Here is a 14,933-nt window from a genome sequence, read left to right on the forward strand (position 1 = left end):
CTCGCCCGCCCCAATCAACACTGACAGACGGCTCCTCGGAGGCGATGCCCACAGATGAAGCGCGGCTAATTTACTAACTCACCGTCTCGTCGAGGGTAAAGGCGTCGATCTTGTTGGCGAGGTCGCCCTTCGCGTCTTCGAGGGCTTTCTGGCGCAGCGCGAGTTCGGCCTGGGAGGCGTTGATGGCGTCCTCGGTCTTGTTGAGGTCGTTGACGAAGCGTTGGCGGGCGGAGCCGTCGGCGCCGGCGAGGGCGGTGATGTTGGCGCGCTGGCGGTCTTCGTCGCTGCGCAGCTGGGTGATGTGGGCGTCGGTCTCGTTGACGCGGTCCTGCGCGTAGGCGACCTTGCGGCGGGCTTCGAGGATGGGCTGCAGCGCAGCTTTGAGTGCGGCGTTGTTGTGGGTCTCGGTGAGCAGGTACTGGAAGGTGTTGTCGTTGGTGTTGGTGAGGTAGTAGGTGCTGAAGCCGCTGTGGCTGGCGCCGATGTGCAGGCGCACGGTGGCTCCGGCGTCAACCTCGGTGCGGAAGCGGTAGACGGTCGCGGTGGTCTCGACGGGCTTGGGATCGGTGTTTCCGCTGGTGCTGCTGTCGAGCGTCCAGCCGTTCACGACGGGAAGCTCGGAGACGACGGAGCGATGCTCGGCGGCTGCGTTGTGCACGACCACGGTGACCTCGTGGATGTCGGCGCGATGGATGTTGAGCACGCCCTTGGAGCCGCGGATGAGCGTGACGTGGTTGGTGGTCTTGTCGCCCTCGGTGGTGACGTGGATGGCCTGGTCGGCGGCGTAGGAGACGAGGCGCTTCTCGTTGGCGTGGACGGGATCGAGCAGGCCTTCACCTGCGAAGTTGCCGGACTCGATGACGGTGAAGCTGCCGCGATCGAGCGTGAGGTTAGAGGCGTTGGTGAGCCACAGCGCGCGCAGTGGCTGCGAGACGCGGTCGTTCGCGACGGAGACGAGCGTGACGTTGTCGGCGGGGATCTTGGTCTGCAGGATCGGGACGAGTGCGGACTGGTTCTTGAGGATGGTGACAGGGGCGTCGAGCTTGTAGGCGAAGTAGTCGTCGAAGGCGGAGGTCGTGGAGTTGACGTTAAGGGAGTTGGCGGCCATCTGCTGGTACATGGGGCCGCCGATGCTCCCGCCCGTGTAGCCGCCGATGACGCCACCCGCGGCGCCTCCAGACATGCCGCTCGCCACGCCACTGGAGAGCTTCGCCATTGCCATGGGTGCGGCATAGCGGTTCAACGTTTGGAGATCCGCATTCGAGGCCTCGACCGTGATGGTCTGGCTGGCTGAGCCGACGTTCAACGTAGCGTTGACTGGAGAGCCCGTCATAGCGTTGTTCAGGGCCATCTGCTGGAAGCCGGGTGAGTTGATCTGGAGGTTGTAGCGGCCGGGAGGCGCGTCGATCGAGAACTGGCCTCTGGAGTCAGTGCGCCCGTTCACTCGGGCTCCGGTGGCCTGGTTGGTCGCGACGACGAGGGCGTTGGGGATCACGGCGCCGGTAGTGTCCGTGACGTTGCCGGAGAGGCCGTTGGCGTTGGCCTCCATGGAGCTGTCGAAGGTCTGCGGCGAGAGCTGCGCCTCGGTGGCGATGGGGATTTCGGGCCGGCGGGAGTAGATAGGCTGGGAGAGCGGCTGGATGAAGCTCTGCGGGGCTCCGGCGACGAGCGAGAGGTGGACGTTTACCCAGTCGGCGCCGGTGGTGTTGTCGACGACGGACCAGCCCTGGAGGGTTGCGGTGCCTCCGGTGTTGGAGGGAGTGAAGAGGATGCGGTAGGTGGACTTCCAGACCGGGACCTCGGAGATGTAGGAGACGCGGACCTCGCGGGTGCCGGTGCCGTTGTCCTGCAGGGTGAGGTGGCGCAGGCCTTGGGAGCGGTTGGCCTCGACGAGCTGGAGGTAGCGGCCGACGGACTGTTGCAGCGCGGGATCGAGCAGGCGAACGGAGGTCGCGCTGGTGAGCTCGAGGGTGCGGACCTCTCCCGAGTCGGAGACGACGGTGAGGTAGCGATGTTCGCTTGTGGTCTTGTTTTCTCCGTCGCTGTTGAAGGTGCCAGAGCCGTGGGTCTCGATGGAGAGGAGGCGGCCGGTGATGGCTCCGCCGGGAGCGGTGACGCTGACGCGCGCGCCGCGAATCGCCGCGTAGAAGTCGGCGGCGGAGGAGTCCTCGCTGAGCGTGAAGGGAAGCGTGCGCAGCTGCTGGTCGAGCGGCGTGGTGGAGTTGTAACCTGCGCCCGCGATGCGGCCTCCGCCGAGGTCGATGGCCGTGAGGGATTGCAGCACGTCGTTGAGCTGCGCGCTGGTGAAGTCGATGGTGACGGCGCCGTTGCCGGTGACGTTGCCGGTGTGTTCGAAGAAGCCGACGCCGTTCTTGTAGAGCGAGACGCTGGTGACGGGCAGCGTGGCAGAGGCCGCCGGATGAGGAGACGCCGCAGCTGTATGCGTTGGCTTCGGGGTCTGCTTCGACTCAGCCTGTTGGGCGGACGCCTGCGCGGCGATGAGGGCGAGAACGGCGACGGGGAGCGGAAGCAGCGAGAGTCGCATGGATTTCCCTTGGCGCGCAGGGCGCGTCTTCATTTGGGTCTTGGTGCTCGACGATGGGCCCGAACGGCAGCTGATGCCTGCGCCATTAGACACCGCAGCGGCGAAAAGGGGATCAGTTGCAGGAGGAATTTCGGAGAGGAGCTGCTACGGGAAGTGGTGAGTGAGAAGTGGCGGGTAGCAACGGGCCAGATGTCAGATCCCAGCCTTCCAGATCCCAGTGCTGCAAGGCTCGAGGCATCCGGCTCGGGAGCTAACCGGATGCCTCGAGCTGCATTGCTAGCAGGCCAGGTCGGCGCGGGATACCTTCAATGTGCCCAGGTTTCCGAGCAGCGTGAGCGCAATGCGGTCCTGCTGCAGCAGCTCGTTGGCGAGGCGCTGGATGTGGGCCGGGGTGACGCGCTCGACCTCGGTGATGATCTCGTCGATGGAGAAGAAGCGGCCAAAGTTCATCTGCTGGCGTGCGAGCGAGTTCATGCGTGAACTGGAGCTTTCGAGTCCCATGACCATGTTGGACTTGATCTGGTCCTGTGCCCGTGTGAGCTCTTCGGCGGAGACGGGCGTCTCCTTGAGGCGGGTGAACTCGGCGAGGGTGAGCGCCAGCACCTCGCGCACGTTGGCAGCATCGCAGCCGGCGTAGACGGCGAGCGAACCGGTGTCACGGAAGGGGCTCAGCTCGGAGTAGATGGAGTAGGCCAGGCCGCGGTCTTCGCGGATGGACTGGAACAGCCGCGAGCTCATGCCCCCGCCGAGGATGTTGCTGAGCAGGTACGCGGCGTAGCGATCTTCATGCGCTACGTTGATCGATTCGAGTGCGAGGCAGAACTGGACCTGCTCGAGCGACTTCTTCTTACGCAGCGTGATGTGCGGATAGGTCTTCGGCGCGGGTGTGTGCTCGATGCGTTCGCTGCTGGAGGCGGAGAGCGAAGCGAAGGCTGCTTCGACCTGCGCGACGAAGGCATCGTGCTCGATGTTGCCGGCCGCGGTGAAGAGCATGTTGGCGGGTGTGAAGCGGCGCGCGTACTCCTCGAGGACGATCTGCTGCGTGAAGCTGGAGACGGTGGCGGCGGTGCCGAGGATCGGTCGGCCTAGCGCATCGTCCTTCCAAAAGCTCTGCGAGAAGAGCTCGTGCACGAGGTAGTCGGGGTTGTCCTCATCCATCTTGATCTCTTCGAGGATGACGCCCTGCTCACGCGCGATGTCTTCGATCGCGAAGGTGGGATGCAGCACCAGGTCTGAGAGCAGATCGAGCGCGACGGGGACGTTCTCATCGAGGACCTTGATGTTGAAGCAGACGGTCTCCTTGCCCGTGAAGGCATCGAGGTTGCCCCCGATAGCGTCCACCTCGCGCGCGAACTGCGAGGCCGAGCGGGTGGTGGTTCCCTTGAAGAGCATGTGCTCGAGGAAGTGGGAGATGCCGTTGACCTCGGGGGCCTCATCGCGCGAGCCGGAGTCGACCCAGACGCCCATGGAGACGGAGCGCAGGTGCGTCATGCGTTCGGTCAGAACGAGCAGGCCGTTGGAGAGACGGGTGGAACGAATATCGCGGGAGTGGGGGGAGGCGAGCGTCGCGGCGTTGTCAAGCGCAGGAGCGACGGAAACGGGTTTCGGCATCCTAAATATTGTTTCACAGAGGCGAATGCGGCGATTTAGGCTGGCCCCATGAGCGAGGCGGTCGAGTGGACGGAACGCGGACGGTTGGCCCGGCGCGACGGCGACGATCAGGAGGCACTGCGGTGCTATCAGCAGGCTGCGATGCTGTACGAGGCGGTCGACGATCGGACGGGACTGGCCCACACGTTGCGGCACTGCAGTGAGTTACAGGCGAAGCTCGGCGACGGCGCAGGAGCACTCGAGAGCATCGCGCGGGCCTACGAGATCTACGAGGCCAATGAGCCGGCTCCGCTGGAGATGGCGAACACCTTTCGCATAGGAGCGCTGGCGCACGAGGCCGCACGCGAGCCATGGAAGGCCGAGCGAGAGTGGCTGAACGCGCTACAGCTGTATACCGAGATCGGGGTGCAGGCCGGCGTCGACGAAGCCACGGCAAGGCTAAAGAGACTTGGTGTGGGATGAGTGCCGCCGAAGAAGATCGACCCGAGGCCTATGAGGACCTGATGGCCCGTGCTGATGAAGCTCGCGTCGAGGGCAAGCTCCGGCTGGCGTTGGCACTCTACCGCAAAGCCGCAGATCTCGATCTAGTGGCTGGAGCCGAGACGCGCTGCTCGGTGCGTGCGATGCGCTTCGCCGCCGAGATGCAGGCGCTGACCGGCAATGCCGAGGACGCCAGCGCGAACGCTCGCGCGGTCGTGCGGTTCTACCTGCTCCACAATGCCGATCCAAGAGAGCTCGCCGCGGCCTGGCGTACGCTGGCGCTCGCCGAGGAGTCGCGGAAGTCGATCGACGGCGAGTGGGAGTCGCGCCGGGCTTGGATCAATATGCGTGAGCTCAACGCCCGCATCGGGGATGAGGCTGCGATGCGCGAAGCGGATGCTCACCTGGAGAGGCTGCCGGAGGATCCGCAGCCGTAGCCATCGGCCGCCGCGCCGGGCTCTTCTTACTCCGACCGGCTACACTTGAAGAGTGATGGAATCAAACGCAAAAGCGCTGTTTGGACGCACGCTCGCCGAGCTGGGCGAGGTGCTGGCGGCGCATGGGCAGAAGCCGTATCGTGCCCGCCAGGTGTGGGAGGCGCTGTACAAGCAGCGCGTCGCCGGCGTGGAGGACATGACCACCCTCTCGCAGGGGCTGCGCGACACCCTGATGCAGGATGGCTGGGGCGTCGGCATGCCGGAGATCGTGCAGACGGCTGTGTCCGTCGATGGCACTGAGCGCTACCTGATGCGCATGGCCGATGGTGAGACCGTCGAGACCGTGTGGATGCCGGACGGCGATGGCGGCGAGCGCGGAGATGGATCCGAGGCCGCCGAAGAAGAGGCTGGCGAAATCGAGACAGCCGAAGAAGCCGTTGCCGGCACGACCGAAGGGAATCCCGGCGGCTATTGGGACCGCCGGGCGAATGGGCGCGCGAAGTCGGAGTTTGGCGCGCTGGCGGAGCGCGGCTTCCGGCGCGCGACCATCTGCATCTCGTCGCAGGTGGGCTGCGCGGTCAACTGCCAGTTCTGCCTGACGGCGAAGCTGGGCATCAAACGTAACCTGACCGCTGGCGAGATCGCGGGGCAGGTCGCCGCAGTGCTGAACCGCCAGCAGATCCGCATGGGCAAAGACCGCATCAATCTGGTCTTCATGGGCATGGGCGAGCCCTTTCTGAACTACGACGAGTTCATCAAGAGCGTGAAGCTGCTCTCGGAAGGCATTGGTATTCCGGAATCGCGCATGACTGTTTCGACATCGGGGATTCTGCCCGGGATCGAGGCATTCGCGAAGGAGACCGTACGTCCGAAGCTGGCGCTCTCGCTCAATGCCAGCAATGACGTCGTTCGCGAGCAGATCATGCCGATCACGCGCAAGTGGAACATCGCCCAGCTGCTGGAGGCGGTGAAGAAGATCCCGCTGCGAACCCGCGAATGGGTGACGTTCGAGTACGTGATGCTGGGCGGCGTGAACGACCAGCCGCAGCATGCCCATGAGGTGCTGAATCTTCTGAAAGGGATTCGCGCGAAGGTGAACCTGATCGTGTGGAACCCCGGCCCTGGGATCGACTATGTGCAGCCGAAGGCGACCGATGTCGCGCGGTTCCAGGGGATGCTGATTGAAGGCGGGATGGCGACGTACATCCGGCGGCCGCGCGGGCGCGATATCTACGCCGCCTGTGGGCAGCTGAAGCGTACGGTTGAGCCGGAGAGTGGTCAGGGCCTGGTAACGATCAGCGAAGCGTCCTAGCGTCCTTCGTCATGGAGCGAATTCCGCACACGGCTGATGGCTTTTCCCGACAAGGGGTGGGAGGCGAAGTATGGTACGTTGTCCGAATGCCGAGCGAAGAACCTCTGAACGATCTACTCAATGCTCTCCTTCCCCATGCCCAGGAGTTGTTACGGAAGTACGGTGAGTTTTTCCCTTTCGGGGCTGCGATCGATGACTCCGGGGACGTGAGGATGGTAGCTGCAGGAACGGGGGATGAGCACCCTGCGTCGCAGGAGGTCATCGATATTCTCCTCAACGGAATGAAGGCCGAAGCCGGCGCCGGATCGATTGCGGCTGCTGGGATTTGCCTGGATAGCACATTCAATCTAGAGGGCTCCCCAATGAAGGACGCGGTTTGCTGTCGCCTGGAATCGCATGGGGGAGAGAGCCTTCAGGTTTATCTGCCCTACGTGGCAAAGAAGCACTTTCGTTCTTCGAAGAAGACGTTCGAATTCGGCGAATTGGTTGCGATGGGGAAGGTTCCTGAGATCTGGCCGGTTTCCTGATACCTACCGTCCGCCCCGGGACATGCGGTCAATGCCCACGTCCTCGTGTAGCGAAGGTACCTTGGGCGACGTTGCCATCAGGAGCGCCGCGCCTACGAGTGCCAGTACCACCTCGCCATGGATGCGCGCGTTGGCATCGAGACGGTCGGCGCGGATCGCCGGGACGTCGAGCACGAAGAACCAGATCGTAAACATGATGCCGAGCAGCAGCGCTGCCGGGCGCGCGAGATAGCCGGAGAGAATCCCCAGCCCTGCGGCGATGAAGCAGGCGCCGGAGAAGCGCACGCAGATGAGGTGCAGGATGATGTTGTCCGGCAGCTGTGCGGCGAAGAGTCCCGCATACAGAAAGTGGTTAATCCCGAAGCTGATCAGGATGAAGGCGAATAGCGCTCTCGCGGCCAGGAACAGGTAGTTCCGTTCGGTCTGCACGGCCAGCCGACAAAGGACAAAGGCCGCGCACGCCAGTGCAACGGGGATGAGGAAGCGATTCCGCGCCATCGGGTCGTGCAGCACGTCGGTCAGGTGCAGCAGGTGCTGGCTGGCGCCTGCCATCAAAACGATGCCAAGGATAAAGCTGGACTCCCGGATGCGGAAGCGGGCCAGTAATGCCACGCCGAGCACAGGAAGCAAGATGCTCAGGACCAGCGCCAGCGTACCAGGCATGGGAGAGAACCACGGCAGCGGCGGGAGTCCATCGAGCGGATGACCTGCGAGCGCGTACTCGACCCCGAAGGCAATCATCGACGCACCAAGGATCACGCGGCCGAAGAAGGCGCGTGGCATCTTGAGAGCGTGTGTGGGAGGTGTACCCATCGACGATTGAGGCCATGCTAGCGCAACCGCCGTGTCACGGGCAGTCCACGGATAGGGGAGTGCGTAGATGACCCACCCTGGGTACGGGGATCGGCGTCCCAAAAAGCACCGCTTGGGGGCTAGATGGAGGTGCGGTCCCGCGCTTCGAGCGCCAGCGTCATGAGCTTGGCGGCGACCTTGTCGTAGCCGTGTCGCAGCACCTCGCCCTCATGCAGAAAGTTGCCGGTGATGGGCTCTACGCCGAGGGCTCGGACGCGTTCGAGATCGGCGTCGATCGGAGTCTGGCCTTCGCGCGCGTACTGCTCCAGCGTGGCCGGGAGAATAGGCGCGGTGTTGATCAGCGCGTAATCGAAGATCCGGCCGCCGGCGTGGTCGAAGATGCGCTCGATGTGCTGTGAGGCCGACAGTCCGAGCGATTCGTTGGCCTGCGTCATCAGGTTGCAGATGTAAACGCGGGTCGCAGCGCTGGCCTGCAGGGCATCGGAGATTCCACCGACCAGCAGATTCGTGATCAGCGACGTGTAGAGCGAGCCGGGCCCCAGCGTGATCAGATCGGCTGCCGCGATGGCCTCCAGCGTCTCAGGAAGCGGCTGGGCGTCAGCGGGTTCCAGCATCAGCTCCACGATGGAGCGCTTGGACTTGGTGATCCGGGTCTCGCCATGGACCACCGTACCGTCGTCCATCCGGGCGGCCAGCGTGGCGTTGGACGTGGTCGAAGGGTAGATGCGGCCCCGGGCCGCAAGGATCTGCGAGCTCGTGTGCACCGCCTGCGCAAAGTCTCCAGTGATGCCGCTGAGGGCGGCGAGGAAGAGGTTGCCGAAGCTGTGCCCTTCGAGATCGCCGTGCTGGAAACGGTATTGGAAGAGCCGGGAGAGCAGGTGCTCGTCTTCGCTGAGCGCGACGATGCAATTGCGGACGTCGCCCGGGGGAAGCATGTTCAGGTCTTCGCGAAGCCGACCCGAGGATCCGCCATCGTCGGTCACCGTCACAATGGCGGAGAGCTCGCCGATGAGGCACGGCGGAGTCGGGCAGGCGCCTTCCGTCACACGGCGGTCGGGCGCATGGGGCGCGCTGGGATAGTGCCGGCGTTCGAAGCTGGCCTGGGCGGTTGAGGCGCCGGGGACGCTGACGTAGCGCTTCAGGCCTCGCAGCAGGGTGGAAAGACCCGTCCCGCCGCCGATGGCGACAACACGTAGCGGGTGCGGAGACGGTTCGGGCATCGTCTCAGTGTAAGCGAGAGGGCCGGGTCTGATGTTGACGCACGAGCCTGCTCCTGCAACTCGGTTGCGCCGGACGCACGCCGCTGGGCCGGGGCTGGGCGGCTCGCGGAAACGAATCACAGGGCATCCCGAGGGAGGGACTTTTGCCGTGTTTCCCTGCGAAATGTGGAGCAAATCTGAGACACTAGAGGCATGATCGCCGAAGCACAGAAGACCCTAACCGACCGCATCGACCGCATCGAAGTCTCGGCCACGATGGCCATCACCGCCGAGGCCCTGAAGATGAAGGCCGCTGGCATCGACCTCGCCGACTTCGGCGCAGGCGAGCCGCACTTCTCCACGCCCGCGCACATCAAGGCTGCGGCGATTGACGCCATTGAAAAGAACTTCACGCGCTACACCGCCGTGGCTGGCATCCCGGATGTGCGTAAAGCTGTCGTCGAGCGCCACGCTGCAGACTTCGGCACGAACTACACACCGGAAGAGTGTGTATTTACCGCTGGCGGCAAGCTCGCCATCTTCAATGCCGTCGAGGTTCTGATCAACCACGGCGATGAGGTCATCGTCCCGGTGCCGTACTGGGTGTCGTACAAAGACATCATCGAGTTCGCCGGCGGCACGCCCGTATTTGTCGAAACCGACGAGGCCGAGAACTTCAAGCTCACCGCAGCCATGATCGACGCGGCGATTACGCCGAAGACCAAGGCGATCATCCTGAACTCGCCGTCAAACCCCTCCGGCAACGTGATCCCCACCGAAGAGGTCTACGCGATCGTGCGCCTCGCGCACTCCAAGGGCATCTACGTGCTCATCGACGAGTGCTATGCCTACCTGAGCTTCAGCGGCCCGCCGGTCTCGGGCGCTTCGGTCACGGAAGCCAAGGATCACATCCTGGTGCTCGGTTCGCTCTCGAAGACTTACGCGATGACCGGCTGGCGTGCCGGCTTTGCGCTGGGACCGAAGAAGATCATCGCGGCCATGAGCAAGCTGCAGTCGCAGTCGACCTCGAACACGGCGACGTTCGTGCAGAAGGCCGCAGTCGCGGCTCTCTCTGGCGATCAGACCTGCGTCGCGGAGATGCGTGCCGACTACATCAAGCTGCGCGATCGCATCCTCGAAGGCTTCAAGACGATCCCCGGCCTCACCTGCACGGTGCCGGAGGGCGCCTTCTACGTCTACCCGAACATCAAGGCGTTCCTGGGCAAGGGTGGCATCAACACCGCGAGCGAACTGGCCTCGCGGCTGCTGACCGAAGCGCACGTGGTGACGGTTCCGGCCGAGCCGTTCGGCACCCACGAGCACATCCGGTTGTCGTACGCCGTCTCGGCGGACGTCATCGACAAGGGCGTGCAGCGCATGCGCGACTTCCTCGCGAAGCTCTCGTAGGATGCCCGGACACCCGAATTGTTCAGCTTTCAACACCAACGGTAGCCTTCGGGCTACCGTTTCCACTTTCGTGCGGGCCGTATTCGGTACGATAGGGGGACGATGAGTGAATCCACGGTGGGTATTCCCTTTGCTCCGGTCATCCTGGCCGGCGGCAGCGGCACACGATTCTGGCCGCGTAGCCGTCGTAGCCGTGCGAAACAGGTACTTGCGCTGCAGGGTGAGCGCACGATGATCCAGGACACGCTGGCGCGGCTTGGCCCGCTGGCGGGGTGTAAAGATACCTGGGTCATCACCAACCACTGGCTGCAGAAGATCATCAGTGAGCAGCTGCCGGAGATCCCGCAGGCACACGTGCTGGCGGAGCCCGCTCCGCGCAACACCGCTCCCGCATGTGCACTGGCCGCGTTTCTGCTGGAGAAGACCGAGCCCAATACGGTGCTGGGCATCTTTCCGTCCGACCATGTCGTGAGCAACGACCGCCGCTTCGTCGAGGTGCTGCAGAAGGGCATCGACCTGGCTGCTGCGGGCGAAAACATTATCGTGCTGGGCGTAAAGCCTACCCGCATCGAGACTGGCTATGGCTATATCGAACAGGGCTCCCGTGTGCGCCGTGACGAGACTCCTGCTGGCTTTGCTCCGATCGATATCTACCGCGTCAGGCGCTTCCGCGAGAAGCCTGACCCGGTGACCGCAGAGCGCTTCGTCGCTGCGGGAAACTTCGTCTGGAACGCGGGCATCTTTCTGTGGAGCGCTCGCACCCTGGCGAATGCAGTGCGTGAGCATGCGCCCGAGATGGCGCCCATCCTCGAGACCATCGCCGCGGCTTACGGTACGCCGGACTTTGATCGCGTCTTCCGCGAAGAGTATGGCAAGTGCGAAAACATCAGCGTGGACTATGCGGTGCTCGAGCCACGTTCGGGCAAAGGCGAGTCGCGCTCCAATATTTATTGCCTTCCTGCTGACTTTGGCTGGAACGACCTTGGCTCGTGGGCATCGCTGCATGAACACCTGGGCGAAGGCGATCGTGACAACGTGATGGACGGCGAGACGACGGGGCTGTTCGCGATTCAGTCGGCCGGCAACTATGTCTTTGCGCCAGGCAAGACGGTGGCGTTGTTGGGTGTCGATGGCTTGGTGGTCGTCGAGACGGACGACGCGTTGCTGATTACCACGCGGGCCAGATCGCAGGATGTATCCAAGCTCGTGCGCGCGATCCACGAGAGCGGGCGCGAAGACCTGATTTAGACCACACGCAAGATGCGACACGCGGAGGAGCTTCGCGAACGCATGAGGATACGAAACGATGAGTGAGACGACCGCAGTGAAGTTTGGCACCGATGGCTGGCGAGGTATCATCGCCGACGACTTCACGTATGACAACGTGCGCGTCGCTGCACGCGCAATCGCGCTGTATGTGTTGCACCATGAGGATCCGAAGGCAGGCGTGTGCATCGGCTTCGACACGCGCTTTGGCTCGAAGTCCTTCGCGAAGGTCGTCGCCGAAGTGATCGCGAAAGCAGGCATCCCGGTCTTCCTTTCAGACAAGGTAACGCCCACGCCGGAGCTGTCCTTTGCCGTGCGTGGCATGAAGGCTGCAGGCGGTGTCATGATTACCTCCAGCCATAACCCGGCCGAGTGGAACGGCGTAAAGTACAAGGCCAGCTATGGCGGCTCAGGGTCGCCGGCGATCATCAAGCAGATCGAGAGCTACCTCCTGAAGCCGTTGGCCGATGCTGTAGAGCCCGCGAAGATTGAGCTGGTCGACTTCGCCCCCGAGTACATCGCAGCGCTGGAGGCCTTTGTCGATCTGCCTGCGATCAAGGCGTCCGGCTATCGCTTTCTCATCGACACCATGTATGGCGCTGGCGCGGGGTATATCGCTGGGATCTTCACGCGCGCGGGCATTCCGTTTGTCGAGTTCCGCAACGAGCACAACCCGGCCTTCCCGGGCATCAACCCGGAGCCGATCCTTCCGCATATCGCGGCGACGCAGGTGAAGGTTGTCGAAGCACATTGCGCCGCGGGGCTCATCACCGATGGCGATGCGGACCGCATTGGCGCTGTCGACGAGCATGGCAACGTCGTTGACGCCCACAAGGTCTATGCAGTGATCCTGGAGTGGCTCCTGGAACGCAAGGGCTGGCCCGGTGATGTGACGCGCGCCTTCAACACCACCAAGATGCTGGACCGCATCGCAGCCGCGCATGGCCGCACACTGCTGGAGCATGGCATCGGCTTCAAGTACGTCGTCGACCTCATGCTGGAGCGCGAAGTGCTCATCGGCGGTGAGGAGTCGGGCGGCATCGGCATCAAGCGTCATCTGCCGGAGCGAGACGGCCTGCTCAACAGCCTGCTGATCGCTAACGTGATGGCCGATGAAGGCAAGACGCTCGGCGAGCTTGTAGCCGCACTGCAGGCAAAGTATGGCGAGCACCAATACGGCCGCATCGACATGCACATCAACGATGCGCTGAAGCAGTCTGCGATTGCACGAGCCTCCCAGCTGAAGGCCGGCGAGAGCTTTGCGGGAATGAAGATTCTCAAGGTCGAAACGATGGACGGCATCAAGTTCTTCCTCGAGAACCCCGCCTGCACCGGCAAGCCCAATGCGGCCGAGACCTGGCTGCTGCTGCGTGCCTCCGGCACGGAACCGCTGCTGCGGGTCTATAGCGAAAGCTGCTCCATCGAAAGCGTCAACCAGGTGCTGAGCACCGCAAAGGCATTTGTGCTTGAAGGCGAGGCGAAGTAGTGGCGGAGATCGTAACGGTTGAGGCCGCGGGCCTGCTCTTTGACATGGATGGCGTGCTGGTCAGTTCACTCGGCAGCGTGATGCGCAGCTGGCGCACCTGGGCGGAGCACTTCGGTGTGCCGAACCCGCAGGACATCGTGGTACCGCACGGTACCAGGGCCGTCGACATCATGGAATCGCTGTTGCCCGGCGTCGACAAGGTCGTCGGCTTGAAGTTCATCGAGGACATCGAGGTCGCGGACGTACACGATATCCAGCTCCTCGACGGAGTGAAGGTGCTGCTCGACAGCCTGCCGACGGATCGTTGGACGATCGTGACCTCGGCGACACGTCCTTTGCTGCTGGCAAGGCTCAACGCCGCTGGGCTCCCGATCCCGGACGAGCTCATCACGGCGGAGGATGTGAAGCGCGGCAAGCCCGATCCCGAACCCTATCGCCGTGGCGCGGAGATCATCAAGCAGGACGTCGCGCAGTGCATCGTCGTGGAGGATGCTCCCAATGGCATCGGCGCGGGGCTCGCTGCGGGAGCCCGCGTGATCGGCGTCGCCGGCACACACACCGTGCCGGAGTTGAAGGCAGCAGGCGCGACCTGGGTCGTCGAGACGCTGGCGAATGTGAAGGCGACTGTGACCGAGGCTGGTCTGGCGCTTGAGATCGCTGCGGTTTAAGAAAACGAATGATCGGGCTGTGAGTTCCGGGCTATGAGTTACGAGTCACAGCTCATAACTCATAGCTCATCACCCGAATCCCAATGCTCTTTTCCCGTTTCTAGCGCTGCCGCAGGATTGCATCGACGCGCGCGAGATCTTCTTCCGTGTCCACGCCCACAGTGTCGAACGGAGCTTCAGCGACGTAGAGGCTGAGGTTGTTTTCAAGCAGTCGCAGCTGCTCGAGCCGTTCGGTCATCTCCAGCGGGCTGGGCGTCAGCGAAGCAAAACGCTCCAGCGCGTGCCGGCGATAGGCATACAGACCAAGGTGCTTGTAGCACCGCGTTGCGGCGGGCGTCTGCGGATCGCGGTGGTAGGGGATGGTCGCGCGTGAGAAGTAGAGCGCACGGCCATCGACCGCCGTGGTCACCTTCACCACATTGGGGTTCGTGATGTCCTCTTCCGGGCACGGCACCTTGAGCGTGGTGACCTCAACATGTGGCAGAGCAAAGGGCGCGAGGATGGCCTCAATGTGTGCTGGCGTCAGCATGGGCTCATCGCCCTGGACGTTCACGTAAATGTCAGCATCGATCTGCTGCGCGACCGCGTGCAGGCGATCCGTGCCGCTGGGCAGGTCGGGCGAGGTCATCACGATGGGCCAGCCACACTCGCGTCCGAGGGCCGCGACCTCGTCTGAATCGACCGCGATGATGACCTCGGCAAACTGCGGGCAAGCCTTCGCCGCGGCGTACACCCAGTGCAGCAGGGGCTGGCCCGCAACCTCGCGCAGGACCTTCCGTGGAAGGCGGGTCGAGGCAAGGCGCGCAGGGATGACGGCGACGACACGGGGACTTGCGGGAGCAGCGTTCAACGGCGGGTTTCCTTGCGAAACAGGGGATCGTCGGAGTTGCGTTTGCGGCGCGTGATCCGGATGGCAACCACAACCACCACGACCAGCAGCACGCCCAGGGCGACCGCCGCAAAGTGCAGCCAATGGAGAAACTGCTCCAGGTGGCATGCCAGCGGGTCGCTCGTCTCCGAGCAATTGGTCTGGGCCGCCAGCACGCTCTGCGAAGCCAACAGCACGATGCCTGCGATCTTGGGAAGCGCGCGACGCATGGTCAAACAGAAGTGTCGCACGGATGCGATGAGGACATGCGGTTGACCCGGGCAAACCCGCAACCGTATGATGGAGGAGCGGCT

The 14,933-nt window shown here is 63.7% G+C and carries 14 protein-coding genes; 8 read left to right on the forward strand and 6 right to left on the reverse strand.

Annotation, left to right across the window (positions count from 1 at the left end; translation table 11 throughout):
• Positions 1–73: 73 nt before the first annotated feature.
• A complete protein-coding gene (locus C4S68_RS17390; protein ID WP_160115215.1) occupies positions 74–2,545 on the reverse strand; it encodes a carboxypeptidase-like regulatory domain-containing protein in 2,472 nt (823 codons plus the stop codon).
• A 276-nt stretch (positions 2,546–2,821) separates the two neighbouring features.
• Positions 2,822–4,156 (reverse strand): M16 family metallopeptidase, encoded by a 1,335-nt coding sequence (locus tag C4S68_RS17395; protein WP_103934361.1) that lies wholly within the window; start codon positions 4,154–4,156, stop codon positions 2,822–2,824.
• Between the two features lie 48 nt (positions 4,157–4,204).
• Between C4S68_RS17395 and C4S68_RS17400 the strand changes: the two genes are divergently transcribed.
• From C4S68_RS17400 to C4S68_RS17415, 4 genes are all read left to right on the forward strand, one after another.
• Positions 4,205–4,618: a tetratricopeptide repeat protein gene (locus tag C4S68_RS17400; RefSeq protein ID WP_103934362.1), complete on the forward strand. Its 414-nt coding sequence runs from the start codon at positions 4,205–4,207 to the stop codon at positions 4,616–4,618.
• On the forward strand, positions 4,615–5,073 hold the full coding sequence (locus C4S68_RS17405) for a hypothetical protein (protein WP_103934363.1): 459 nt from the start codon (positions 4,615–4,617) through the stop codon (positions 5,071–5,073). The genes C4S68_RS17400 and C4S68_RS17405 overlap by 4 nt, the downstream gene beginning before the upstream one ends.
• Positions 5,074–5,128: 55 nt before the next feature.
• Positions 5,129–6,385 (forward strand): 23S rRNA (adenine(2503)-C(2))-methyltransferase RlmN, encoded by a 1,257-nt coding sequence (gene rlmN / locus C4S68_RS17410; protein ID WP_103934364.1) that lies wholly within the window; start codon positions 5,129–5,131, stop codon positions 6,383–6,385.
• Between the two features lie 86 nt (positions 6,386–6,471).
• Positions 6,472–6,912, forward strand: a complete 441-nt coding sequence (locus C4S68_RS17415) for a hypothetical protein (RefSeq protein ID WP_103934365.1) — start codon at positions 6,472–6,474, stop codon at positions 6,910–6,912.
• Positions 6,913–6,915: 3 nt separating this feature from the next.
• Here the strand turns inward: C4S68_RS17415 and C4S68_RS17420 are convergent, their stop codons facing one another.
• Positions 6,916–7,725 carry a hypothetical protein gene (locus tag C4S68_RS17420; RefSeq protein ID WP_103934366.1) on the reverse strand — a complete coding sequence of 270 codons (810 nt, stop codon included), beginning with the start codon at positions 7,723–7,725 and terminating at the stop codon, positions 6,916–6,918.
• Between the two features lie 119 nt (positions 7,726–7,844).
• Positions 7,845–8,945, reverse strand: coding sequence for a gluconeogenesis factor YvcK family protein (locus C4S68_RS17425; RefSeq protein ID WP_103934367.1), 1,101 nt, complete (start codon positions 8,943–8,945; stop codon positions 7,845–7,847).
• A gap of 192 nt (positions 8,946–9,137) precedes the next feature.
• Between C4S68_RS17425 and C4S68_RS17430 the strand changes: the two genes are divergently transcribed.
• From C4S68_RS17430 to C4S68_RS17445, 4 genes are all read left to right on the forward strand, one after another.
• On the forward strand, positions 9,138–10,331 hold the full coding sequence (locus C4S68_RS17430) for a pyridoxal phosphate-dependent aminotransferase (protein ID WP_103934368.1): 1,194 nt from the start codon (positions 9,138–9,140) through the stop codon (positions 10,329–10,331).
• Positions 10,332–10,433: 102 nt separating this feature from the next.
• Positions 10,434–11,579 carry a mannose-1-phosphate guanylyltransferase gene (locus C4S68_RS17435; RefSeq protein ID WP_103934369.1) on the forward strand — a complete coding sequence of 382 codons (1,146 nt, stop codon included), beginning with the start codon at positions 10,434–10,436 and terminating at the stop codon, positions 11,577–11,579.
• A 58-nt stretch (positions 11,580–11,637) separates the two neighbouring features.
• Positions 11,638–13,083 carry a phosphoglucomutase/phosphomannomutase family protein gene (locus C4S68_RS17440; protein WP_103934370.1) on the forward strand — a complete coding sequence of 482 codons (1,446 nt, stop codon included), beginning with the start codon at positions 11,638–11,640 and terminating at the stop codon, positions 13,081–13,083.
• The gene (locus tag C4S68_RS17445; protein ID WP_103934371.1) at positions 13,083–13,751 is read left to right on the forward strand and encodes an HAD-IA family hydrolase; all 669 of its coding nucleotides are present in this window, start codon (positions 13,083–13,085) and stop codon (positions 13,749–13,751) included. Before C4S68_RS17440 ends, C4S68_RS17445 begins: the two co-directional genes overlap by 1 nt.
• 100 nt (positions 13,752–13,851) lie before the next feature.
• Here the strand turns inward: C4S68_RS17445 and kdsB are convergent, their stop codons facing one another.
• Together kdsB and C4S68_RS23655 are read right to left on the reverse strand one after the other, a co-directional pair.
• A complete protein-coding gene (gene kdsB, locus C4S68_RS17450) occupies positions 13,852–14,601 on the reverse strand; it encodes a 3-deoxy-manno-octulosonate cytidylyltransferase (protein WP_235011679.1) in 750 nt (249 codons plus the stop codon).
• Positions 14,598–14,849 (reverse strand): hypothetical protein, encoded by a 252-nt coding sequence (locus C4S68_RS23655; RefSeq protein ID WP_235011680.1) that lies wholly within the window; start codon positions 14,847–14,849, stop codon positions 14,598–14,600. The genes kdsB and C4S68_RS23655 overlap by 4 nt, the downstream gene beginning before the upstream one ends.
• Positions 14,850–14,933 lie beyond the last annotated feature (84 nt).

The sequence above is a fragment of the Bryocella elongata genome (genome assembly GCF_900108185.1).
GTDB lineage: Bacteria > Acidobacteriota > Terriglobia > Terriglobales > Acidobacteriaceae > Granulicella > Granulicella elongata.

Bases quoted from the DNA above. Each gene is read 5' to 3' on its own strand.
- C4S68_RS17390 (WP_160115215.1), bottom strand. From the start codon at position 2,545: ATGCGACTCTCGCTGCTTCCGCTCCCCGTCGCCGTTCTCGCCCTCATC.
- C4S68_RS17395 (WP_103934361.1), bottom strand. From the start codon at position 4,156: ATGCCGAAACCCGTTTCCGTCGCTCCTGCGCTTGACAACGCCGCGACG.
- C4S68_RS17400 (WP_103934362.1), top strand. From the start codon at position 4,205: ATGAGCGAGGCGGTCGAGTGGACGGAACGCGGACGGTTGGCCCGGCGC.
- C4S68_RS17405 (WP_103934363.1), top strand. From the start codon at position 4,615: ATGAGTGCCGCCGAAGAAGATCGACCCGAGGCCTATGAGGACCTGATG.
- rlmN (WP_103934364.1), top strand. From the start codon at position 5,129: ATGGAATCAAACGCAAAAGCGCTGTTTGGACGCACGCTCGCCGAGCTG.
- C4S68_RS17415 (WP_103934365.1), top strand. From the start codon at position 6,472: ATGCCGAGCGAAGAACCTCTGAACGATCTACTCAATGCTCTCCTTCCC.
- C4S68_RS17420 (WP_103934366.1), bottom strand. From the start codon at position 7,725: ATGGGTACACCTCCCACACACGCTCTCAAGATGCCACGCGCCTTCTTC.
- C4S68_RS17425 (WP_103934367.1), bottom strand. From the start codon at position 8,945: ATGCCCGAACCGTCTCCGCACCCGCTACGTGTTGTCGCCATCGGCGGC.
- C4S68_RS17430 (WP_103934368.1), top strand. From the start codon at position 9,138: ATGATCGCCGAAGCACAGAAGACCCTAACCGACCGCATCGACCGCATC.
- C4S68_RS17435 (WP_103934369.1), top strand. From the start codon at position 10,434: ATGAGTGAATCCACGGTGGGTATTCCCTTTGCTCCGGTCATCCTGGCC.
- C4S68_RS17440 (WP_103934370.1), top strand. From the start codon at position 11,638: ATGAGTGAGACGACCGCAGTGAAGTTTGGCACCGATGGCTGGCGAGGT.
- C4S68_RS23655 (WP_235011680.1), bottom strand. From the start codon at position 14,849: ATGCGTCGCGCGCTTCCCAAGATCGCAGGCATCGTGCTGTTGGCTTCG.